Source organism: Secundilactobacillus collinoides DSM 20515 = JCM 1123 (assembly GCF_001435975.1).
Lineage (GTDB): Bacteria > Bacillota > Bacilli > Lactobacillales > Lactobacillaceae > Secundilactobacillus > Secundilactobacillus collinoides.
Genome location: NZ_AYYR01000112.1, coordinates 29506 through 53323, shown reverse-complemented (window position 1 = coordinate 53323; position 23818 = coordinate 29506). Strand labels below are relative to the sequence as shown.

22 protein-coding genes are annotated in these 23818 nt (G+C 46.2%); 19 read left to right on the top strand and 3 right to left on the bottom strand.

Annotated elements, in window-relative coordinates; translation table 11 throughout:
* Window positions 1-374 precede the first annotated feature (374 nt).
* The 13 genes from metG to FC82_RS14460 all read left to right on the top strand — a co-directional run bounded on the left by metG (window position 375) and on the right by FC82_RS14460 (window position 13894).
* Window positions 375-2435, top strand: a complete 2061-nt coding sequence (gene metG, locus FC82_RS14520) for a methionine--tRNA ligase (RefSeq protein WP_056997363.1) — start codon at window positions 375-377, stop codon at window positions 2433-2435.
* A 136-nt stretch (window positions 2436-2571) separates the two neighbouring features.
* A complete protein-coding gene (locus FC82_RS14515) occupies window positions 2572-3348 on the top strand; it encodes a TatD family hydrolase (RefSeq protein ID WP_054760700.1) in 777 nt (258 codons plus the stop codon).
* Window positions 3348-3908, top strand: coding sequence for a ribonuclease M5 (rnmV, locus tag FC82_RS14510; RefSeq protein ID WP_054760698.1), 561 nt, complete (start codon window positions 3348-3350; stop codon window positions 3906-3908). Before FC82_RS14515 ends, rnmV begins: the two co-directional genes overlap by 1 nt.
* 1 nt (window position 3909) lies before the next feature.
* Complete coding sequence (gene rsmA / locus FC82_RS14505; RefSeq protein WP_056997362.1) at window positions 3910-4794, top strand: 16S rRNA (adenine(1518)-N(6)/adenine(1519)-N(6))-dimethyltransferase RsmA; 885 nt, start codon at window positions 3910-3912, stop codon at window positions 4792-4794.
* 93 nt (window positions 4795-4887) lie between these two features.
* On the top strand, window positions 4888-5136 hold the full coding sequence (locus FC82_RS14500) for a Veg family protein (protein ID WP_054760696.1): 249 nt from the start codon (window positions 4888-4890) through the stop codon (window positions 5134-5136).
* A gap of 356 nt (window positions 5137-5492) precedes the next feature.
* On the top strand, window positions 5493-6344 hold the full coding sequence (gene ispE / locus FC82_RS14495; RefSeq protein ID WP_056997361.1) for a 4-(cytidine 5'-diphospho)-2-C-methyl-D-erythritol kinase: 852 nt from the start codon (window positions 5493-5495) through the stop codon (window positions 6342-6344).
* Between the two features lie 11 nt (window positions 6345-6355).
* Window positions 6356-7282: an alpha/beta hydrolase gene (locus tag FC82_RS14490; RefSeq protein WP_054760694.1), complete on the top strand. Its 927-nt coding sequence runs from the start codon at window positions 6356-6358 to the stop codon at window positions 7280-7282.
* Between the two features lie 434 nt (window positions 7283-7716).
* Window positions 7717-8412, top strand: coding sequence for a metal ABC transporter ATP-binding protein (locus FC82_RS14485; protein ID WP_056997360.1), 696 nt, complete (start codon window positions 7717-7719; stop codon window positions 8410-8412).
* Window positions 8405-9196: a metal ABC transporter permease gene (locus FC82_RS14480; RefSeq protein WP_054760692.1), complete on the top strand. Its 792-nt coding sequence runs from the start codon at window positions 8405-8407 to the stop codon at window positions 9194-9196. The genes FC82_RS14485 and FC82_RS14480 overlap by 8 nt, the downstream gene beginning before the upstream one ends.
* A 427-nt stretch (window positions 9197-9623) precedes the next feature.
* Window positions 9624-10469, top strand: a complete 846-nt coding sequence (gene purR, locus FC82_RS14475; RefSeq protein ID WP_054760690.1) for a pur operon repressor — start codon at window positions 9624-9626, stop codon at window positions 10467-10469.
* 18 nt (window positions 10470-10487) lie between these two features.
* Window positions 10488-11870, top strand: coding sequence for a bifunctional UDP-N-acetylglucosamine diphosphorylase/glucosamine-1-phosphate N-acetyltransferase GlmU (gene glmU / locus FC82_RS14470; RefSeq protein ID WP_056997359.1), 1383 nt, complete (start codon window positions 10488-10490; stop codon window positions 11868-11870).
* A 72-nt stretch (window positions 11871-11942) separates the two neighbouring features.
* Window positions 11943-12920 (top strand): ribose-phosphate diphosphokinase, encoded by a 978-nt coding sequence (locus FC82_RS14465; protein ID WP_054760688.1) that lies wholly within the window; start codon window positions 11943-11945, stop codon window positions 12918-12920.
* Window positions 12921-13543: 623 nt separating this feature from the next.
* The gene (locus FC82_RS14460; protein ID WP_056997358.1) at window positions 13544-13894 is read left to right on the top strand and encodes a DUF3899 domain-containing protein; all 351 of its coding nucleotides are present in this window, start codon (window positions 13544-13546) and stop codon (window positions 13892-13894) included.
* A gap of 324 nt (window positions 13895-14218) precedes the next feature.
* Here FC82_RS14460 and yidA read toward each other — a convergent pair whose 3' ends face one another.
* From yidA to FC82_RS14445, 3 genes are read right to left on the bottom strand one after another with little or no spacing between them, the layout of a single operon-like run.
* On the bottom strand, window positions 14219-15025 hold the full coding sequence (gene yidA, locus FC82_RS14455) for a sugar-phosphatase (RefSeq protein WP_056997357.1): 807 nt from the start codon (window positions 15023-15025) through the stop codon (window positions 14219-14221).
* Between the two features lie 17 nt (window positions 15026-15042).
* Window positions 15043-16395 carry an HD domain-containing protein gene (locus tag FC82_RS14450; protein ID WP_056997356.1) on the bottom strand — a complete coding sequence of 451 codons (1353 nt, stop codon included), beginning with the start codon at window positions 16393-16395 and terminating at the stop codon, window positions 15043-15045.
* 26 nt (window positions 16396-16421) lie between these two features.
* On the bottom strand, window positions 16422-17243 hold the full coding sequence (locus FC82_RS14445) for a lipoate--protein ligase family protein (protein ID WP_054760684.1): 822 nt from the start codon (window positions 17241-17243) through the stop codon (window positions 16422-16424).
* Between the two features lie 451 nt (window positions 17244-17694).
* Between FC82_RS14445 and FC82_RS14440 the strand changes: the two genes are divergently transcribed.
* The 6 genes from FC82_RS14440 to FC82_RS14415 all read left to right on the top strand — a co-directional run bounded on the left by FC82_RS14440 (window position 17695) and on the right by FC82_RS14415 (window position 23597).
* Complete coding sequence (locus FC82_RS14440; protein WP_054760682.1) at window positions 17695-18138, top strand: YwiB family protein; 444 nt, start codon at window positions 17695-17697, stop codon at window positions 18136-18138.
* Window positions 18139-18182: 44 nt separating this feature from the next.
* Entirely contained in the window at window positions 18183-18830 is a 648-nt protein-coding gene (gene rpoE / locus FC82_RS14435) for a DNA-directed RNA polymerase subunit delta (protein ID WP_054760680.1), read from the top strand.
* Window positions 18831-19014: 184 nt separating this feature from the next.
* Window positions 19015-20625, top strand: coding sequence for a CTP synthase (locus FC82_RS14430; protein WP_056997355.1), 1611 nt, complete (start codon window positions 19015-19017; stop codon window positions 20623-20625).
* 426 nt (window positions 20626-21051) lie between these two features.
* On the top strand, window positions 21052-22329 hold the full coding sequence (locus tag FC82_RS14425) for a UDP-N-acetylglucosamine 1-carboxyvinyltransferase (RefSeq protein WP_056997354.1): 1278 nt from the start codon (window positions 21052-21054) through the stop codon (window positions 22327-22329).
* A 110-nt stretch (window positions 22330-22439) separates the two neighbouring features.
* Complete coding sequence (locus tag FC82_RS14420; RefSeq protein WP_054760679.1) at window positions 22440-22691, top strand: type B 50S ribosomal protein L31; 252 nt, start codon at window positions 22440-22442, stop codon at window positions 22689-22691.
* 174 nt (window positions 22692-22865) lie between these two features.
* Window positions 22866-23597: a class A sortase gene (locus FC82_RS14415; RefSeq protein ID WP_056997353.1), complete on the top strand. Its 732-nt coding sequence runs from the start codon at window positions 22866-22868 to the stop codon at window positions 23595-23597.
* Window positions 23598-23818: the final 221 nt, after the last annotated feature.

Below are 23818 nucleotides of genomic sequence, written 5' to 3'. Positions count from 1 at the left end.
GGTTCAGTTTGCCGGGCTCTTCGTCCGCGTGTCAGGTGCGTTAAAGCGGGCAGGGGTGCTGTTAAATTGCCTTGCCGCTTCTTGTTGCCGCGTAAGGTTGCATTAACTAATAAGCAGCACAGGCTGCAGCCGAGTGTGCATTGCACCATGACCGATTATTTTCGCGATTTGCGTCATTTAATAGCCGTCACCAGAGCGTTTATCGACTTAAGCTTATAGACAATGCTAAAACGGCAAGAAAAATTGTCCTCAAAGGGGCCTTTTTCCCATAGTCTCGTTTGATAGGGCTGAAATTATGCTATACTATTGGAGACTTTGTTCATTAAACATTAAATAAAAAAAGCACCACTTTTCGAAAGGGGCCAAATTAAAACATGGCAGAAACTAAACCTACGTATTACATAACCACGCCGATTTACTATCCGTCTGGCAAGTTACACATTGGGAACTCATACACCACCATTGCGTGTGATACCTTAGCACGTTACAAGCGTTCAACAGGGTATGATGTTTTCTTCTTAACTGGGACTGATGAACACGGACAGAAAATTGAGGAAAAGGCTGAAAAATTAGGGACTGACCCTAAGAGCTATGTGGACGAGATGGCCGCTGGTATTAAGGATCTTTGGAAAACATTGGAAATTTCTAACACAAAGTTTATCCGAACTACTGACGACTACCACGAAGCTGCCGTTCAAAAAATCTTCCAGCAATTGCTCGATCAGGGCGATATTTACCTTGGTGAGTATGAAGGCTGGTATTCAGTTGACGACGAAGAATACTTCACTGAGACACAACTTGCTGAAGTTTACCATGATGACAACGGTAAGGTAATTGGTGGGAAGGCACCCAGTGGTCATGAAGTTGAACTCGTTAAAGAGAAATCGTACTTCTTCAAGATGAGTAAGTATGCGGACTGGCTGTTGAACTACTACAAGACCCATCCTGACTTTATTCAGCCAGAAGCGCGGATGAACGAAATGATCAACAACTTCATCAAGCCTGGTTTGGAAGACTTAGCGGTTTCCCGAACCACGTTTACTTGGGGTGTGCCGGTAAAGTCTGACCCAGAACACGTTGTCTACGTGTGGATCGATGCCCTGACCAACTATATCACGGCTTTGGGTTACGGCTCTGACGATGATGGACTGTTCAAAAAGTACTGGCCGGCTGATGTGCAGATGGTTGGGAAGGAAATCGTTCGTTTCCACACAATTTACTGGCCAATCATTTTACACGCACTCGGTCTTGAACTGCCAAAGCAAGTCTTTGGCCACGGCTGGTTGCTGATGAAGGACGGCAAGATGTCGAAGTCTAAGGGGAATGTGATTTACCCCGAAACGTTAGCCAACCGTTACGGCTTGGATTCTCTTCGCTACTACCTGATGCGCGCAATGCCATACGGTAATGACGGTTCCTTTACGCCGGAGGACTTTGTGGATCGGTTGAACTACGATCTCGCAAACGACCTGGGGAACTTGTTAAACCGAACTGTTGCCATGATCAACAAGTACGAAGATGGTGTGTTACCAACCTATGAAGCCGGTGTGACCGACTTTGATGCTGATTTAGAGGCCGTAGCAGAAACGACATTAAGCAACTTCCACGATTTAATGGACAAGCTGCACTTTGCGGATGCCTTAGCTGAAATCTGGAAGTTAATTGCCCGGACAAACAAGTACATTGACGAGACGGCACCTTGGGTCTTAGCAAAGAGTGATGACGCCGCCGACAAGGCAAAGCTGGACGCTGCGATGGCGCACCTCGCTGCTAGTTTGCGGATGATTGCTTACCTGATCAGCCCGGTCATGACCCACGCACCAAAGGAAATTTTGGCGCAGTTGGGAATTGCTTACGATGCTGAAACGAACCTGAATGACCTGAAGTTAGCAGATTTGCCAGCTGGTAAAAAGGTCGTCGCTAAGGGGACACCAATCTTCCCACGGCGCGATGCTGACGAAGAAATTCAGTTCATCGCTAACCAAATGACGAAGTCCGACAAGAAAAAGGGCCGGGCTGCCATGGAAGAAGCTAAGAAACAAGCGAACGTCACGGGCAGCGGCGTTTGGAATCCTGAAGAGACTGAATTACAATCGGCCAAGAAGGAAGTCCGTTTTGACGCTTTTGAAAAGATTGAGTTGAAGGTTGCTGAAATCATCGACGTGCAACGAGTTGCTGGCGCTGACAAACTGCTGCAATTCCGGTTAGATGCCGGTGATAGCGACGACCGTCAGATCCTGTCTGGCATTGCTGAATTCTACCCGGAGCCAAAGGATCTTCTCGGTAAGAAGGTCATCATTGTGGCCAACTTGAAGCCCCGCAAAATGCGTGGTCAAGTGAGCCAAGGGATGCTGTTATCTTCTGAAGACGCCAATGGCCGGGTTCAACTGGTGACCGTATCAGAAAGCATTCAAAACGGGTCAACCGTTGAATAATCGTGATTAAACGTCACAATCGTTACGAGACTAATAAAGATTCACTGTAACAAGTTCGCAGAAAGGAGGGACATGCCAAGGCCGCTTGATGACCGAGTATGGCCCTTTTTTCTTGCCGATGGATCGGAGGAGTATCATGCAAATATTTGATTCACACACGCATCTCAATAGTCCGGAGTTTATTAACGACGTGCCCAAATTTTTAAAGCAGGCGGCGGACCTGGATGTAGTAAAAATGGTCAATGATGGGTCAAACACTGAAATGAATCAACAGGCTATTGCGCTGGCGCACCAGTACCCGCAACTTTACGCCGCGGTTGGCTGGCACCCGGAAGATTCCAAGTTCTACGATCAGGATGCAGAAAAGGTCCTGGAACAGCAATTGACGGACGATAAAGTCGTTGCGCTGGGTGAAATTGGGCTGGATTACCACTGGGACAGCAGTCCAAAAGATGTGCAGCAACGCGTTTTTAAACGTCAAATTGAGATTGCTAAAGCAGTTAGGAAACCAATCGTTGTGCACAACCGTGACGCATTTGAGGATACCTATGACATCATTAAAAGCGTCGGTATCCAAGATATTGGCGGTGAAATGCACAGTTTTAACGGTGACCCCGAATGGCTGAAAAAATTTCTTGATTTAGGGATGACGATTTCATACAGTGGTGTTGCCAGTTTCAAAAATGCACACGACGTCCACGATTCAGTGCGGGCGACGCCGCTTGACCGGATGATGGTTGAAACGGATGCACCATATTTGACACCTGAACCGCACCGTGGCGAACAGAACCAGCCTGGTTTTACCCGCTATACGGTTGAAGCCATCGCCAAAGAACGCGACACCACCCCAGAGACTATCGCGGCAGCTACTTGGACCAACGCCCACCGTTTCTTCGGGATTAAGGAGAGCTAGTGAAAAAAATAGAGGAAGTCATTGTCGTTGAAGGCAAGGATGATACGAAGGCGATTAACCGGGCCGTGAATGCCGACACCATTGAAACACGCGGATCAGCTGTTCCGGAAGAGATCCTTGACCTTATTGAAGAGGTTGCCAAGCAACGCGGTATCATTATTTTTACGGACCCGGATTTTTCCGGTGAAAAGATTCGTAAGATCGTTTCGGAAGTGGTGCCTAACGCGAAACACGCGTTTCTGCCAAAAAAAGAGGGCATCCCTGAAAAAACAGGGGGGTCTCTCGGCGTTGAACACGCGACACCGGAAGCCATTCGTGAAGCACTGGCTAACGTTTACACCGAAACAGACGCGGCACCGCAGACCATTACCCGTGCCGACCTTGTCAAAGCGCGGTTGATCGGCGTGCCTGAATCAAAAGCGCGGCGTGAAGCGTTAGGTGAGGCGCTGCGCATCGGCTACGTCAACGGCAAACAACTTTTGAAGCGCCTGCAAATGTTCCAAATTACCGACACTGCATTCTGGCAGGCGGTCGGTCAGCTTGATCAGGGGGAGGAATAATATGAAAACACCACTCATTGCCAGTCCAGCTCGAACCCAAGCTATTATTAACCGCTACCGGTTACCTATTAAAAAGAGTTTGGGTCAAAATTTTTTAACTGACATTAACATTCTGGAACACATTGTTCAGGCCGCTGATTTGACCGAAAAGGACAACGTGATTGAAATCGGGCCCGGCATCGGTGCTCTGACTGAATTTTTAGCGCAGAGTGCGCATCAAGTGATGGCCTTTGAAATCGATGACCAACTCATTCCAGTATTGGATGATACGTTATCGCCCTATGAGAATGTCACAATCGTCAATCAGGACATTTTAAAGGCCAATTTGCCACAGTTGATCAAAGACAACTTTGACGCTGATCGACCGTTAAAACTGGTGGCGAACCTACCGTACTACATCACAACGCCAATTTTGCTGTCGGTGCTGCAATCTAGCATGCACTTTGATAACATCACGGTGATGATGCAAAAGGAGGTTGCCGACAGGTTAGTGGCCGTTCCAGGTACAAAAGCATACGGTTCCTTGTCGATTGCGGTTCAGTACCGGTCAATACCCGAGGTGGCCTTCACGGTACCGCGGACAGCGTTTATCCCGCAACCGAACGTTGATTCCGCCATTATCACAATGACGGATAGGGCTGACTTTGATCCGGCACCGTTCGATGAAAAAGTGTTCTTCAAATTTGTGAAGGGCTGTTTTATGCATCGGCGTAAGAGTTTTTGGAATAACTTACTGTCAATTTTTGGGAAGGACGCAGACGTGAAAGTACAACTGACCGATGTGTTAGAAAAAGTACACGTTTCACCTCAAATTCGTTCTGAGAAATTGCCCATTGAGACGTTCATTATGCTGACAAATACCTTACACGACGAGGGTTTACTATAGGTTAGTAAAAAAACTTGTTGAAAATAAATGATTGTGGTAAAATATTGACTTTTTTGTGAAACGGGCGTAAAATGTTTCACGAGGGGTGAGATCATGCCAACAAGTTTAGCAGACATTAAGGACCGACTCGATCATCGTATCGGGGAGGAACTTATGGTTATTTCCCAGGCGGGCCGTAAGAAGACCACGGAACGTCATGGTACGTTGAAGGAAACCTATCCAGCCGTCTTTGTCGTTGATCTGGATCAGGACGAAAACTCCTTCGAACGTGTTTCGTACAGCTATACGGATATTCTTACAAAGAACATCCAAGTCGATTTCGACAAAGCTGCCAACGAATAAGGCAAATAAAAAGGTGATTCTACTGTAATGTGGATCACCTTTTTATTTTGCTTTTTTTAAAATATGGCGCTACCGCATTCTGTTGGATTTTTGTTGTCGTTTAGTACCTATACGCTGAGGCTGCCACCTTATTAGGTTGTCGAATTCAGTAAATAAAGCATCGTGAAGAATCGGCAATGAATCGTTTTGTAATAGCCTACCATCAAGGTTATTCCTAAATTATCGCTGAAGTTGCCAGCAAGTTTTGTCATTTAACGCCGGTTTCGAGTATAATATCAGTAATTACTATGAAGGTGTCCCAGTACGACACATGACAATAAGGGGCGACCTTTTCGAGAATTTAGGTGAGAGCACTCATGAAAATAGTGGAAAAAGCAGCAGCCAAGGTCAACCTTGGGCTGGATACCACGTTTCGCCATGATGATGGCATGCCAGAATGGAATATGGTGATGACTTCAATCGATTTGGCTGATTATGTGGAGGTCCTTGATACCGGCAGTCAGAACATTAAAGTGACGTCTGATTCGGGATTTCTTCCAAGCGACCAGCGCAACCTGGCGTATCAGGCAGCGACACTGCTGCAACGAACGTGTCACGTGAAGCGTGGCGCGGCAATTAGAATCAAGAAAAATATTCCCGTCGCGGCGGGATTAGGGGGTGGCTCATCAGATGCGGCAGCAGTGCTGCGCGCGTTAAACAAACTATGGGCACTTGGGCTATCGCGCCAACAGTTGGCAACAATTGGTCTGCGAGTTGATTCAGACGTTCCGTACTGCGTGTACAGTCAAACGGCTCACGTGACCGGATATGGTGAACAGATTCGTGTTTTAGAGCCGACTTTGGACCCGATGTGGTTAGTGTTGGCTAAACCCAACGTCAGCGTTTCGACCCCAAGTATTCTGCGTCAAATCGAGTACGAATCGCTGGAACACCCCGACATTGAAGGGCTACTAAATGCCATTGATGCGGGCAGCTACCAACAACTGGTGGCGACTGTGGGCAACGCCCTTGAACCAATTTCGGCAGGGCGTTACCCGGAGATCAGACAAATCAAATCCCGGATGAAGGCTTATGGTGCGCCGTGTGCGCTTATGAGCGGAACCGGTCCGACAGTATTTTCAATTTTTAACAAACAATCACGAGCAAACCGCGTCTTTAATAGTATTCGGGGTTTTTGTTCCGAGGCGTACTTGGTTCGCTCGTTATAAGGAAGTGCAAGATGACAGCAAAATGGTTAAAAGTGACGGCAGCAGCAGTTGCCGGTAGTGCAGTCAGCATGATCGGAGCAAGTTGGTTGGCCTATGAGCAGGCAACCCATGTGACCAATCGGCAAAAGGAAAAATGCAAGGAACTCGCAATTGCAGAAAACACGCCGGAAGATAATGTGTGGTATGTGAAGCAACCGCTCGTTGAATGGCGGTTGAATTCCGCGGATGGTCTTTTGTTACGGGCAAGCTTTATTCCCGCAAAATCCGATCACCGCAAGATTGTGATCCTCGCACACGGAATCAACCACGCTCGGGAACAAATGATTCCGTATGCGCGTTGGTTCCACGAACATGATTACCATGTTTTAATGCCAGATGCCCGGGCACAGGGTGAATCAGGCGGTCACACTATCGGGTTTGGTTGGACAGACCGGCTAGATTATCAAGCTTGGATCAATCAAGTCATCACGACCCTTGGTAACGATGTTGAAATTGTTTTGATGGGTATCAGCATGGGGGCTGCGACTGTGATGGCCGCGACTGGAGAAGGGTTACCAGACAATGTCAAAGCAGTCGTTGCTGACTCTGGTTTCCAATCGGTCTATCAAATGGCAAAACACATCGTTCGAACACAGTATCATCTGCCAACATTCCCATTGGTTCAAATTGCTGACCGGATTTCCCAACTCAAAACAGGGACTCGGTGGGTGGAAGAAAACATTGGCGAACAACTGCAGAAATCGGATATTCCTGTTTTACTCATTCACGGCGAGAAGGATGAGGTCGTCCCGGTTAAAGATGTTGATGTTTTATATCGCGCTTTGCAGGGACCGAAACAACGTTACGTTGATCCAACGGCAAATCACGTCCAGGCCTATAGCAATGATAGTGATCGCTATTGGCAGACGGTCAGCGATTTCTTGGATGAACATGTGTAAGAAAAAGAAAACTGGTGTGGTAATGTTTCCACGATCCACGTGCTAATGTGGAAGCAACTTTTGCAACTTATCCTTAAGTAGGATTCTTTGAGTTATCTGGTTTATGCGGGTTTGCGATGTGGCCTTTTCGCTAGGTATATTTGCTTTTGCAATGTTTGCAACGTGGTTTTAAGCTACTGTGCTGAAACGCGTTCCGCAAGGCAGAGGGCTGCTGCGGAAGCAACTCTGGGCACAAAATCCAGGCCCGGGCTTTTCTGCCCAGAGTTGCTTCTGCTCCGCCCTCTAATCGCCTTGTTCCACGCTCTTTAGAAAACCCTTGACAATTTTCACACTTGCTTTAAAATAAAATAGTAATCATTACGATTAAACAATTAAATAGCATTTCGGCGCTATTTTTTTATTGCTTAATTTTAACTGAAGGGGGCCATCTGGAAATGGCTGATACCATTTTGAAACTGAACGACTTATCGTTTTCGTTTCCTGATAAACCAGTGTTTTCACACTTGAACTATAACCTGACAACCGGCACCTTTTTAAGTATTGTTGGTGAAAACGGCGTGGGCAAGACCACGCTGATGCGCATGGTGCTGCAGGAACTTAAACCGACATCCGGCAGCGTTGAATTCCTGCCCAACCGACAGGCGGTTAATGTAGGGTATGTGCCGCAGTTTCGCAACATCGACATGGAATACCCGCTCTCCATTGAAGACTTTGTCAGTCTGAATCAAGCTGGTTTTAAATTACCGTGGCGTTCTCGTGAAGAGAAGCGCCGGGTCCGTCAGATTCTTGCCGAAACAGGTCTTGTAGATGTTTGTAAGCGACCGTTGGGAGAGGCTTCTGGCGGTGAAAAGCAAAAGGCTTACCTTGCCCAGGCGTTATTAGATGAACCCAACTTGCTGATTCTTGATGAGTCGACGGCAAGTCTGGATCCAATTGCGAAAAATGAACTGCTGACACTGGTCAAACAGATCAACCAGGAACAGAAACTCACGGTGATCTTCATCACTCATGATATTCCACTGGCACGCCAGTATGCTGATAGTTACTTGTTTTTAAAACCCAACCACTACGAGTCGGGATTAATTACGGATTTAACAGATGAAAAGGTGGGGAAAATGAACAATGTTTAGTTACCCGTTTATGCAAAACGCCTACATGGCAGGGACGTTAATTGCAATTATTTCCGGTATCATGGGCGTTTTCGTGATTGCCAGAAACATGTCTTTCCTAACCCATACACTATCCGAGATTGGCTTTGCCGGTGCTGCGTTTGGTATCTTCATGGGCTGGCAGGCACTGAATGGCATGCTGCTGTTCACAACGATCAGTTCGATTGGCGTCGGTGAACTGGGCGCTAAGTCTTCTCGTCGTGAGAATTCGATAACAGCTATCTCTGCGTTGGCAATTGGGCTGGGCATTTTGTTCTTGTCGCTGGCGAACAGCAATGCCAGTTATGCGACCGGAATTTTGTTTGGGAGTGTTATCGGTATCAGTCGCCAAAATGTGATTCAGATGTCGTTACTTTCGGCGGGGGTGCTGATTTGTCTGCTGGTGATCTACCGCTTCTTGAAATTTGATTCATTTGACCCAATTGGTGCCCGTGTAGAAGGATTATGGACACGCACGCTATCCGTTATCTTTTTAGTTCTGCTGGCCTTTTCAGTCAGTGTCGCAGCACAAATCGTCGGCTCACTGCTGATTTTTATTTTGCTGACGTTGCCAGCTGCTGCAGCAAAATATTTTGTCCACTCGGTAGGCGCAATGGCGGGTCTGGCTGTGGTATTTGCGCTGCTGGGGGTCTGGTTAGGACTGTACCTCAGTTACGTGACCAATTGGCCGGTTAGTTTCTTTATCAGCGTTATCGAAGTGATCTGCTACTTCAGCGCACTGATGTACAACCGGGTCCGAAGTTAATGGCCTGATAAAATCTCCTAGGACTGAACGCATTTTGCGCTGAGTCCTTTTTGTTTCTCACATAATGTGCATCAAGGTATGATAGTTGTGTTTAGCGGACAGGCTGGTTAATTGGGGCGGCGATCATTGGAAAAATCGGCCTGCGGAACTGATTCTTAGCTGAACGCCGCCGTTCTTTCAACTGGTTTTGGGAGTGTTATGGCACCCGTGACCGGCTTCATGGACAGTGTGAGGTGACTTGCAGAATAATCAAAAAGTGAGGTTCACAGCGCCAACTTGACACCAATACGGCACCTAAAGCCGGATTTAGAAAAAAATCCGGTGATAAAATCATGAGATTAGCGGATTAGTAGCGTAAAACACGAACGTTTATGCTAAAATGGATAAGAGTTTAAATCCAACGTATTGTATTATGGGAGGAAACAAAGTGAAAGTCAGAAGAAGCGACCGGCTAATTGATATGACCCGGTACCTATTAGAACGGCCACATCAGTTAGTTTCGTTGACCTTTTTTTCGGAACGTTATGAGTCAGCTAAGTCTTCAATCAGTGAAGATTTAACCATTTTAAAACGGACATTCCGCACGCGCGGGACAGGGTTATTAGAAACTGTTCCTGGTGCTGCGGGTGGCGCACGGTTCATTCCGTACATCACCAAGAATGAAGCCAACCAGTTTGTCAATGAGATGATCACCGCCTTATCTGAGGAGAGTCGTTTCCTGCCAGGCGGCTATGTGTACATGTCTGACCTGCTGGGTCGGCCAAATGTTTTAAGACAGGTCGGTCGCATTGTCGCTACCCAGTATCTCCACGAAACGGTGGATGCTGTTATGACGGTAGCCACCAAGGGGATTCCAATTGCCCAGGGCGTTGCAGAATCGTTGAACGTACCGTTTGTGATCGTCCGGCACGATTCACAAATTACCGAAGGCTCGACCGTGAGTGTCAACTATGTCTCAGGGTCCAGCCAACGCATTGAAAAGATGGCCTTGTCGACTCGGAGTCTAAAACCGGGTTCACGGGTCTTGATCGTAGATGACTTTATGAAGGGCGGCGGCACCATCGGTGGGATGCAGTCCCTTGTTAAAGAATTCAACTCCACAGTTGTTGGGGTTGCCGTCTTTGCTGAAGGAGCCTTTGAAGGTAAATCAAAGGTGCCGGATTATACGTCAATATTGAAGATTGACGCTACAACTGACCACGTTGAAGTCACCCCAGGGAACTTTGGTGATCAGATTTTCACGACTGACCGCATGAGTGAATTAAAAAAATAAGGAGACTTAATTGGTAAAATGAGCACGAGAAATACAATTATTTTAGCTGCTGGTAAGGGTACCCGGATGAAGTCCAAACTGTACAAAGTTCTTCACAAAGTTTGTGGTCGTTCCATGGTGGATCACGTGTTGACCCAGGTTGAAAAAACCAACATGGATCGAATCGTGACCGTTGTCGGTTATGGTGCCGAAAAAGTCGAAGACACGTTGCATGACCGCACCGAGTATGTTTTACAAAAAGAACAGCTTGGAACAGGCCATGCCGTTTTACAGACAGAACCGTTGCTGAAGAATCAGGATGGCACCACGTTAGTTGTCAGTGGCGACACGCCGCTTTTTCAAGCCCAGACCTTTGAAAATCTCTTTAAATATCACGAAGCAAAAAAAGCGATGGCCACGGTCTTGACGTCTAAGGCGCCAGACCCGACTGGTTACGGTCGAATCGTGCGCAACGAGGTTGGCATCGTTGAAAAAATCGTTGAACAAAAGGACGCCAGTGAAAAGGAACAAGAAATTGACGAGATCAACACTGGTGTTTACGTTTTTGATAACAAGGCACTGTTCGCAGCCTTGCACGAAATTAAAAATGATAACGCTCAGGGTGAATACTACCTCACCGATGTGATCGAAATTTTGAAGAACCGGGGCGACATTGTGGCCGCATACCGGATGAACGATTTTGAGGAATCGATGGGCGTTAACGACCGGGTGGCATTGTCCAAGGCTACCAAGGTCATGCAGCGTCGAATCAACGAAGCACACATGCGCAATGGCGTGACGTTGATCAACCCTGAGGACACCTATATCGACGTGGACGTTAAAATTGGTGCTGACACGATTATCGAACCCGGCGTTTTGCTGAAGGGCAAGACGGTGATTGGGGATGACTGTTTTATCGGCGCCCACTCAGAAATCCATGATTCGACCATTCATAACAACGTGACCGTCACCTCTTCTTACATTGAGGATTCCGAAATGGACGAGGGCAGCAACATTGGCCCAATGAGCCACTTGCGCCCTGAATCAAAGATTGGACCGAAAGTGCACCTTGGCAACTTTGTTGAAGTAAAGAAGGCCACGATTGACGAGGGCACCAAGGTCGGCCACTTGACCTATGTTGGCAACGCCCACCTGGGTAAACGGATCAACGTTGGCTGCGGGGTGGTCTTTGTAAACTACGACGGGGCCCACAAGCACGATACTACTGTTGGGGATGACGCCTTTATCGGCAGTAATTCCAATTTGGTGGCACCACTCACCGTTGCAGACCATTCCTTTATCGCTGCTGGTTCAACGATCACGGACGAGGTCGAACAGTATGATATGGCCATCGCACGTGCCCGTCAAACGAACAAACCGGGCTACTTTAAGAAGCTGCCGTACGACCCAGAAAACGAATAAGTAATAAAAACTTGCCATGACGATTGTAAATAGCATAAAATGAAGTTAGAAATAAGCCATTTGGAGGATCCCATGTCAGAAAAATATAATGACCCAAAGTTGAAAATCTTTGCGTTAAATTCCAATAAGCCGCTCGCCCAACGCATTGCCGATGAAGTTGGCGTGGACTTAGGAAAAACATCAGTTGACCGGTTTAGTGATGGTGAAATTCGGATTAACATTGAGGAAAGTATTCGTGGTTGTCACGTCTATGTCATCCAATCCACATCAGCTCCCGTTAACGATAATTTAATGGAACTGCTGATTATGGTTGATGCGTTGCGTCGGGCAAGTGCGGAAACCATTAATGTGGTCATTCCGTACTACGGTTACGCACGTCAGGACAGAAAGGCACGCTCACGCGAACCAATTACTGCAAAATTGGTCGCAAATATGTTGGAAACAGCCGGCATTACGCGAGTCGTCGCACTGGACTTGCACGCTGCGCAGATTCAAGGATTTTTCGATGTGCCTGTTGACCATTTGATGGGTGCACCGCTATTGGCGGATTACTTCATTAACCATGGCATAGATAAAGATGCCGTTGTGGTTTCTCCTGACCATGGTGGTGTGACGCGGGCCCGGGCCTTAGCTGAATTCTTGAAGGCACCGATTGCAATCATTGATAAGCGGCGTCCAAGAGCAAACGTGGCCGAGATTATGAACATTATTGGTGATGTAAAGGGCAAACGTTGCATCATGATCGATGACATGATCGACACTGCCGGCACCATTACGTTAGGTGCGCAGGCCTTGATGGATGCGGGTGCTTCTGAAGTGTATGCAAGCTGTACCCACCCAGTTCTATCAGGTCCAGCAATCGAAAGAATCGCTAACTCACCAATCAAACAATTGGTGGTCACCGACTCTATTCAGTTACCAAAAGAAAAACAAATCGATAAGCTAAAACAGATCTCTGTAGGACCGCTGATTGGCGATGCCATCAAGCGCATCTATGAGAATAAGCCAGTGAGCCCATTGTTTCATAATAGGTTTCATGGAGCAGAGTAGAGTGTGGAAGAAGGCGCTTTGAGGGCGGAGCATAAGCAACTCTGTCCCGAAAATCCCGGGCTTGGATTTTTGGGACAGAGTTGCTTATGCAGTAGCCCTCAGCCTTCTGGAACACGTTTCGGCTAGATAAAAGAGAACCATAATATAAGGAAAAGCGGCATGCGTCAGCATGCTGCTTTTTAGGTTCTTGACCCAGAGTGTGGAAGAAGGGCGTTTAGGGTGCTTATGTGGTAGCACCCTGCCACTTCTGGAACACGGTTCGGCTAGATAAAAGAGAATCACAATATAAGGAAAAACGGCATGCATCAGCATGCTACTTTTTAGGTTCTTGACCCAGAGTGTGGAAGAAGGGCGTTTAGGTTGCGTTAGCACCCTACCACTTCTGGAACACGTTTCGGCTAGTTAAAAGAGAACCACAATATAAGGAAAAGCGGCATGCGTCAGCATGTCGCTTTTTATGTGTTTGAATCGAATCTAGAAGTTGACTTTACGCTCTAAGTAGATCCAAAATCGTACTACCCAAAGATCCAAACGCATACTTATCCTCGAGCCGAAACGCCTTGTTCCACGCCCTGCCTTGTGCTACACTTTTACCATTCAATCAAAGAACGGATGAGCATAAATTGTCAAAACTCAAACAAAATAGATGGGCCTTAACGACCTTAGCTGCCATTCTCGTCATTGGACTGGTAGCCGTACCCTTTACATCACTGGTTAAAGTAGCCAATTTTTGGTTTATGATTGGGCTTGTTTTCCTCATTGGTGCAGCCTTTTTCATCATTGAAAAAGGACACATGTTTGCTGGTTGGCGTCGACGCCGACACAAGAACGAAGATCCGCTGCCAGAAGAAAAAATTTCAGTTCGTAACGTTGCAACAGTTAAAAATGGGCCAATTGTCGTGAATAAATACGCGCGCTTCTGTCTCATTGTCAGTATTACGTTGATTGTGCTGGGGATTGTTGTCACCCTATAAAGCGAGCGTTCTGGTCTCAGTTTCTTAGATTTCGTTTGTTTATAAGAAATAGTGTGTTTATAAGAAATCGTGACAATTAAAAGCCTGAATGGCTGTCTTTTAGACGCATTTCATTCAGTTGCTAAGAGCATGTGTTTTTGAATTTCTGGTGGTTTGACCTAATTGTAGACAAGAGACCCCAACTAAAACCCTGCATGGGTTTTAGTTGGGGTCTCTTTATAGTCAGAAGCAGCCGTTTGATAAATCGGCACCACTCAAGTAAAAGTATCGGGCCGGTTTGTGGATAATATGGATATTGTCACAGGGCTTTTGGCTTAAGTGTGATTACAGCGCGAATTTCTCAATGGCAAAGGCCACGCCGTCTTCATCGTTTGTCTTTGTAATAAACTGGGCGTTAGCTTTTACATCATCAATTGCGTTGCCCATAGCCACACCGGTTCCGGCGTATTTTACCATGGTCAGGTCATTGCCTTGGTCACCGATGGCCATTACTTCATCTTGCGCGATGCCGAGCTTTTCAGCTAATTCTTTGATGGCGTTGCCCTTGCTGGCTTTTTTGTTCATGGCTTCAAAGAAGTAGGGTTCACTTTGAACAACGTAGAATCGGTCCTTATAAGATTGCGGGAAGTCAGCAACGAACTTAGAAAGAATTTCTGGCGTATCAACAAACATCCCCTTAGCAATGGTCAGTTCGTCAGTGATTTCTTCAGGCGTCCGATAACGAATCGGCATGCGCACTAGGAAACTTTCGGCAATGGTGTAGCCGCTGATGTCGCGGTTAGCCGTGTAGATGAAGTTTTTGGTTTCCATATGGAAATGAACGTTCATTTTACGCGCAAGACTTTCAAGATCGATGTAGTCCTCGGTACTGATGTTGTGATTGACAAGAATGTTACCGGATACCGACTGCGCTAAACTCCCATTGAAGGTCACGACGTATTGGTCATCGCCCTCAATGTGCAACGGTTCCAGGTATTGGTGCACGCCGGTAAGCGGGCGTCCGGTACATAATACAATTTTGATGCCTGCTTCACGGGCTTTTGTGATGGTGTCAATCGTGGTTTGGTGCAGTGCTTTTTGTGAATCAACCAAGGTGCCGTCAATGTCGATTGCAATCAATTTAATAGTCATGAAATTCTCCTTTATGATCAGATCAAAGTGTCGTTGTGGATGTGTTGTTGAAAAGCTTGATAAATCGGATTAAACAGGTCCGTATCAGCGGCATTATTTTGCAGCATTTCACGTGGGAAGAAGAAACGCTGATCACCAGAAAATTTACCGGTGATCGCATTAACTAGGGCGCTTACTGACGACAGTTCGACTAGATTGCCATCCTCTTGCATGAGTTCAATTTGCGTGAGCGGCTTTTTCATCTTTGGATCATAGGCGTCGTAGGGCAGGTCATAGCTGTTGTTCGTTGCCGTGTAATACTTGGCATTAAAGCCGGCCTTTTCAATGAGGTCGCGAAGGGCTGGCAGTTCGTGTTCTGTTTGCTTTGTGTAGATGACGGATTTCAGCGGTTTACGGTCCAAAAAGCGGTGTGACAAGTCGCTTAAAATGGAATCGTTTGATTGACGCCAGTGTGCAAAGTAGGTGGTTAAGGTACCGTCGTCGAGCAGCAGATAATCGTCTAAATTAAACTGGTGTTTAAAAAACGGAAATAGTAAGTATGGGGCCGCAATTTCATTGGCATTGTCGGCAGTTGCATAGTACTCGCGTGCGCGCAGCAGCAGGTGATTCAGAATCACTTCCATTGACCGGGAAGTTGGGTGAAAGTAAATTTGTTGATACATTTGGAAACGACTCATGATGTAGTCTTCTACCGCGTGCATGCCGCTGATCTGAAAGGCGATGCCATCACGATAAGGGCGCATGACCCGCAGAATCCGGGTGAGGTCAAACGTGCCATACTTGGTGCCGGTGTGGTAGGCGTCCCGCAATAGGTAGTCCATCCGGTCGGCATCGATTTGGCTGGAGATCATTTGGACGACTTGGGGATTCGGGTAAGTCTTTTTGATGACGGAGGCCACTTGTTCAGGAAATTCTGGACTAACAGCGCGAAGTACCTGATTGACTTCGGTTTCGGGTGAAGTCAGAATTTCAGCTGTGATGGCTTCATGGTCGGTGCCGAAGATGTGCTCAAATGTATGGCTATAGGGGCCGTGGCCAATGTCGTGCAATAACGCCGCGCAGAGGGCGACCAGCCGTTCTTTATCATCATCCCACAACCCGTCGCCCTCGGTTTGGGTCGGGTAGTTGCGCTTAAAATTATCGCAGATTTGTCGGGTGATTTCGTAAACGCCCAGTGAATGGGTAAAACGGGTGTGTTCGGCACCGTGGAACACCATTGAAGCGGTACCCAGCTGCTTGATTCGGCGCAGACGCTGAAACTCGCGGGTGTTGATCAAGTCTAAAATGACCTGGTGCTGGACGTAAATATAGTTATGAACTGGATCCCGAAAAACTTTTTCTCGGGGGAGCCGTTCGTCTCGATAGGCCAATACAAGGCCTCCTTTGTTGAAAATGATTAAATGCCGACTTGGCGCTTGTTTATTTTTGCTAGTTCCTTGGTGTACTGCGTTTGAAAGTCAGACGTTGTCAAGCGTTGTGGCAAGGATGTCGTGTCAATGTCAAAGTGATCTTGTTGCAGAGCGTTGACCATCGCGCTTTTGACTTCAGCGACAGTCAGTGGCTGGTGCATGGCATCAGCAACATTGATCATTGATGCTGGGTCAACGTCTGGAAAATCCCAGTCGTTTGGCTGATCTGCTAGTCCGGTCTCGTAGAAATCGCGTACCATGCGACCCCGGAACTGTTGGTCGCCAGTGACACTGATGTACGCCATAACGACCAGTGCGTTAGCGTTTCGACGCTGTGAAATACCGGCAATCTTTTTCCCGTCAACACTGAGATCATAGTCGCCGGGACAGTAGGATCGGGTGATTTCATAGCTCTCAATAGTGAGGGTTGGAAAAGTGAGGTGAATCAGGGACTTCATGAGTTCATACCCCTCATCGACGGAAAATCGCTTCGTCGTTTGCGGTACAAACAGTGAGACGTTTAAGATCCCACCGTCACTAACTACGGCAAGGCCGCCGGAATTTCGCAAAAAATGATCGTAACCGCTTTGCGTGACCTTTGCTAAACCCGCCGGAAGATCGAATAAATGCCGGTCTTTCAAGCCTAAAATGAGGGTCGGCGGCAACGTCCAAAAATGGATCAAGGGGACGTTAATATCTGACGTGACGTTTAGCAAGGTGTTTGTTAGCCCAAATGACGCCAACTTCTGCTCAGTGGTCAAGGGTGTATCTAAAAGTTGAATCGTTGAAAATGGTAATTGTGCTTTCATGATGGATACCTCGTCTCGAAGAATACCAAACTACTACCATTATAGCGGAATCAGGCAACCGCGTCACTGGTGGACTGGACCAAATTTCCACCACCCAGCAGGACGGTAAAAGAACGGCGCCAAATTTGTTTAGGGCAGCGGGTGGCTGTCACCAGGACATATTTGCATGGCACTAACAGTGAGCGGCGCCATCTGGAGGTGAGTGTTGCAATTCAGTCCATAATTCCTATCGGCGAAATTGCACGCGATTATTTAAGCGGCAGCGACTAAAGCTGACGCAAATTATTTAGTCAGTCTGAAATCTTTTAACTGTTGCCGTCAAAATTCGCTTGAGACGAGGTTATAGGATGTCTGCAAAAACAAACGCGCATTTACGCAATCTCAAATTCGTGCGAAAATCATAAAAAAACGTTATAATGAAGTAATGTTGTGAATGAAGGGAAGGGTTAGTATGGATGATTTGTCAACCAGTATCCCAGTTGGCATTCACTTGGAGACCCACACGGTTCAAAACGGTGAATCGTCAGACTATGTCATTGACGTTGCGGGTCAAATTGTGCAGATCGGTGACACAATATATTTACGATACGCCGAACCTCAAGAAGATGGCCAGGGCGCAGATGTCCCTGTAACCATTAAATTTATGGGTGATGGTGACGTATCGTTGACGCGACGCGGCGAGAATCGCGTTCGCTTGCATTTTAGTGCCGGTAAACGTATCTCGGCGCAATATCGCACACCGTATGGGATCATCCCAATTGAAACGGTTACGCCACAGTTGAAGGCTGACTTCACGCAGCGCCCATTTGGCGGCAATGCGTCAATCGACTATCAGTTGTACGCTGGCCAAGAATTATTAGGAAATTACGAGATTAGATTGCAATTTACCGTTTAGTCTAGTATAGTTGTTCGTAGACTGTGGAAGGGACGTGCGCCAGTTTGGAATTAAAAGTCTTAGAAGGCCAAAACAAAAGCGAATTATCGATGATTGAAGTAGCTCACGCTATTCTCGCACAACGCGGGGATGTTATGCCGTTTGCAGATTTAGCTAACGAGGTTCAAAAGTACCTCGGCGATTCTGATAAAGAAATTCGGGAACGACTTTCTCAATTTTACACGGACTTGAACATTGATGGTAGTTTCATTTCGTTAGGTGATAACCTCTGGGGTTTACGGACCTGGTATCCATTTGAATCGATCGATGAAGCAACGATCGGTGCTGAGGATGACGAGGATCACCCAAAGGCAAAGAAACGCCGGAAGGTTAACGCCTTCTTGGCAGATTCTTCAGACGATGATGACGTGATCGATTACGACGACGATGATCCTGAAGATCAAGACGATGTCGATGTTGATGACGAAGATCTCGACTCTGATTACGATGACGATGAAGACGATAGCGAAGCAGACGAGGACACCAAGGAACTTGGCAAGTACAAGTCAGACTTAGCTGATATCGATGACGGTAGTGACGACGGTGATGATTCCGAAGATAGTATGCCAGACGGTATCGAAGGTCAGTTGTCTGAATTTGATGAAGACGATGACGACTTCAATGATGAAGATGACGATGAAGAAAATAAGTAATTCGAACTTTTGCCTTGACGAATTTCTGGAAAACAGGTAATATATCGTTTGGGCGCTTCACAAGGAATTGTGGAGCCATTGTTCGGAATAATAGAAGCTCCCTATTCAACCAACGACGAATAGGGAGTTTTTTCGTTATTGAAAACACCCAGTACCCCAAATTAATCTTACGAGGAGTTATACAATGACCAAATATATTTTTGTAACCGGCGGCGTGGTTTCTTCACTTGGTAAGGGAATCGTGGCAGCTTCACTTGGACGTTTGCTGAAAAACCGTGGGTTAAACGTGACAATCCAAAAATTCGATCCGTATATCAACGTTGACCCCGGCACGATGAGCCCATATCAACACGGGGAAGTTTTCGTTACCAACGATGGGACCGAAACTGATTTGGATTTAGGCCATTATGAACGGTTTATTGACAATGATTTGAACAAATATTCTAACGTCACGACCGGTAAGATTTATTCGGAAGTATTGGAAAAAGAGCGCCACGGCGATTACCTAGGCGCCACCGTCCAAGTTATTCCTCACATTACTGGCATGATCAAGGAAAAAATCATGCGGGCCGGTAAGACTTTAAATGCCGACTTTGTGATCACTGAAATTGGCGGGACTGTTGGCGATATTGAATCACAACCATTCCTCGAAGCCATTCGTCAAATGAAGGCTGAAGTGGGCGACGAAAATGTGGTTTACATCCATACCACCCTGGTGCCTTATTTGCACGCAGCTGGCGAAATGAAAACTAAGCCAACACAACACTCTGTTCGTGAACTGCGTGGCTTAGGAATCCAACCAAACATCTTGGTTGTTCGGACAGAAGCACCAATCACGGATGCCATGCGAAAGAAAATTGCCCTGTTCTGTGATGTGACGCCAAACGCCGTTATTGAATCACGTGATGTCGACACCATTTATGAGATTCCATTGCGTTTAAAGGCACAGGGTATGGATTCGCTCGTGTTGGATCATCTGCACGTCACTGCACCGGAGGCCGATATGACCGAATGGCAACAGCTTGTTAACAAGGTCAACAATTTGAAAAAGACCATCAATATTTCATTGGTTGGTAAGTATGTCAGTCTGCAAGACGCCTACATTTCGGTTGCTGAAGCTTTGAAACACGCTGGTTATCCGGTTGATGCAGATATCAATCTAAGTATGATTGATTCTGAGAAGGTCAACGAAGACAACGTTGCTGAAATCTTGAAGGATGCTGATGGTATCCTCGTTCCCGGTGGCTTCGGTGACCGTGGGATCGAAGGGATGATCACAGCCATTAAGTACGCTCGTGAAAACGATGTGCCATTCTTGGGTATCTGCCTTGGGATGCAGATGGCAAGTGTTGAATTTGCCCGCGATGTCCTTGGGTACAAAGATGCCAACTCTACAGAAATGAATCCGAACACGAAACATAATGTGATTGATTTAATGGCTGACCAGGCTGATATTTCTGACATGGGTGGGACTCAACGCTTAGGCGCCTATCCATGCAAGCTGAAGACAGGCACTGTGACTGCTGAAGCCTACGAGAACCAAGATGTTATTCAGGAACGTCACCGTCACCGTTATGAATTCAACAACGCTTACCGTGAAGAAATGGAAGCTAAAGGTTTAGTCTTTGCTGGGACGTCTCCTGACAATCACTTGGTCGAAGTTATCGAAATTCCTGACAAGAAGTTCTTCGTGGGTGCCCAATATCACCCAGAATTCTTGTCACGGCCAAACCGACCTGAAGGCTTGTTCAAAGCCTTTGTGGCAGCAGCAAACGATGTTCATGACGCCAAATAATTAAGGCACTTTGAGACTGGAACAGAGGGCTATATTTTCCGATAAACATGCCTGCACCTGTTGGTTTGTGATTTTGGTTTATCTAGCCTAAACGTATAAAACACGGTGTGTCCGGCAATAAAAAAGGCGCCAACTAAAAACCCAATTTGGACTTTTAGTTGGCGTCTTTTATTTACTGGTCTTTAACCGCATTTTGTCACAGCCTTTTTTGCGGAGTGTTATTTATCTCAATAACAACTTGCGCATAATTGAACCTAAATTAAAAGAATTCGATTAAAAATACTGCCAATTTCTAACAATAGGTAGCTTTTAAATATTACAAATTAACGAGATGGCGTTAAACTATTGTAATTTTGCCGGACATTATTTATCATTAAATAATGATTACTCGAAGTATGATTTTGAATAGTGAAGGAAACTTACGTAATGAAAAAAATGATAATCCACGGTGGCAATCGCCTGTCCGGCAGTGTGACCATCGGCGGTGCTAAAAACAGTACAGTTGCTTTAATTCCGGCGGCTATTTTAGCTGATACGCCAGTGAAGTTTGACATGGTTCCCGACATTTTAGATGTACACAATTTAATGCTGATTTTAAAATCAATGAACGTCCATTCGGATTTTGCGGATGGCGTCTTAAAAATTGACCCAACAGAAATTATTGAAGCACCAATGCCAAGTCAGGCAATCAAGAGCTTGCGGGCTTCATACTACTTTATGGGGGCTTTACTCGGCCGTTTTGGCCGGGCAACCGTGACGTTCCCAGGAGGAGACAACATCGGCCCACGACCAATTGACCAGCACATTAAGGCCTTCAAAGCGTTGGGTGCAGAAGTTGTTGAAAATGAGGGCACCGTTCACATTACTACTAGTGGTGATGGTCTGCATGGTGCTCGAATCTTTTTAGATCTCGTTTCAGTTGGTGCTACTATCAACACGATTCTTGCAGCTGTTAAGGCTCAGGGGTCAACCGTGATTGAAAATGCCGCTAAAGAACCTGAAATTATTGATATTGCAACTTTCTTGAATAACATGGGCGCCCATATTCGTGGTGCTGGGACTGATGTGATCCGAATCGAGGGTGTCTCGACTTTGAAGGCGACCAATGTGCATACAATCATTCCTGACCGAATCGAAGCTGGAACGTTCCTATCCCTTGCTGCTGCAATGGGTGACGGGATTCGAATCAAGAATATTATCCCTGAACACTTGGAGTCGTTTACGGCGAAATTGGTGGAAATGGGTGTGCAACTGCAGGTTGATGAAGATGAAGCATACGTGGCTAAATCCGATGACCTTAACGCTATTCAGGTTAAAACGATGCCATTCCCAGGGTTTGCAACCGATCTGCAACAACCCATTACACCTTTGTTACTGAAGGCACAGGGAAGCAGTATTATTGTTGACACGATCTACCCGCAGCGGGTCAAACACATTTCCCAGTTACAAAAAATGGGGGCAAAAGTGCGTAGCGAAAACGATATGATTATCGTTGAGCACACTGACGCACTTACCGGGGCAACCGTTGAAGCGGGGGAAATCCGTGCTGGTGCCTCGTTAATGATTGCAGCGCTAATGGCTGAAGGAGAAACACAGATTCTTAACGCGGATAATATTTTGCGTGGTTACGGCAGTATCGTTGAAAAATTAACAGCTCTAAACGCGGATGTTTCGATTGAGGATACCGCCGAGATTGCTGAGTAAAATTCAGTTTAGCATTGAAAACCCTATGTGTTCATGATATAGTGTTAGGGTTGACGACATAAATCAATCTCTGGTTCAGTGAATGATCCAGGGCAAAGGAGCGTATTATTATGAAGCAAGGTATTCATCCAGATTACCACGAAGTAGTCTTCCAAGACTCAAGTACTGGTTTCAAGTTCTTATCAGGTTCAACTGCAACTTCAGACGAAACTGTTGAATGGGAAGATGGCAACACTTATCCATTGATTCGTGTTGAAATTTCTTCTGATTCTCACCCATTCTACACCGGTAAGCAAAAGTTCAACAAAGCCGATGGTGCTGTGGATCGTTTCAACAAGAAGTACGGTTTATCAAACAACTAAACGTGCGATTAAAAAAGCCACGCTCTTCGGAGGGTGGTTTTTTATTTGAACTAACCCATTTATTTCCAGAGTTAAACATTAATGCAATCCACTTTTAAATCACACAAAAACCGTGTAGACTATACCTATCATAGAAATGGGATTCGTAAAATGGGAAAGTGATGGGGTGCAAACATGGATCAAGAACCAAAGAAACAACCAAAAAAACGAGGGCGACGGTGGCTATACCGGACGTTGTTTGCGGTCCTAATTGTCATTTCATTGGGGCTAATTTTTAACGAACAAATTAAGAATTGGATGGTGACGTCTTACCAGCCAAAGGTCACTGCCAAGTCCGTTAAGAAAAATGAAAAGAAAAAAGCCAATTTTGACTTTAGAAGTGCAAAATCACTGAACTTTCAAACCGTTGCTAAGGCGCGGATGAACTCAAAGAAGATTCATGTTGTTGGTGAGATACTGGTGCCCAAGTCGGGGATTCATTTGACAATCGGTAAGGGCGTTTCAAACACGACCTTGGCACTTGCTGCTGGTACGTTGCGCGCCAATCAGAAGATGGGGCACGGTAACTATCCGTTAGCTGGGCATCATATGATCAAGAAGAATGTGCTGTTCAGCCCGCTTTACTACAAAACGAAGGTCGGCGACAATATCTACCTGACCAACATGAAGAAAATATACCGATACAAAGTGTATAGACGTACGTTCATCGCGGCCACGCGGGTGGATGTAGTGAATCAGACCAAAGCAAATATTGTTACACTGGTGACCTGTGATGCTACGGGTGCTGGTCGGCTGATGATTCGTGGTAAGCTCACAAAAACGATGACGTATGCGAAGGCACCTAAAGCCATCCAAAAAGGCTTTGCTGCGAAGTTTAACAACCATAATGTTTTTGAAGGTTATTAAAAAGGGTGACCAGGCCATATACTCCCCGGACGTTTTTTCCAGATCAGGTGTCTAAGAAAGACTTATGAAAATCAATTGCTTAACTAAGCACAGCCCAAACAAGGACTAAAGTCGGTTTTGCTCCCAAATGTAAGGCACCCTAGACTAAAATTCCGAATTGGAATTTTGGTTTAGGGTGCCTTATTTAGTCGCAAGCAGTCATTTGTGACAGGTTTAGACTA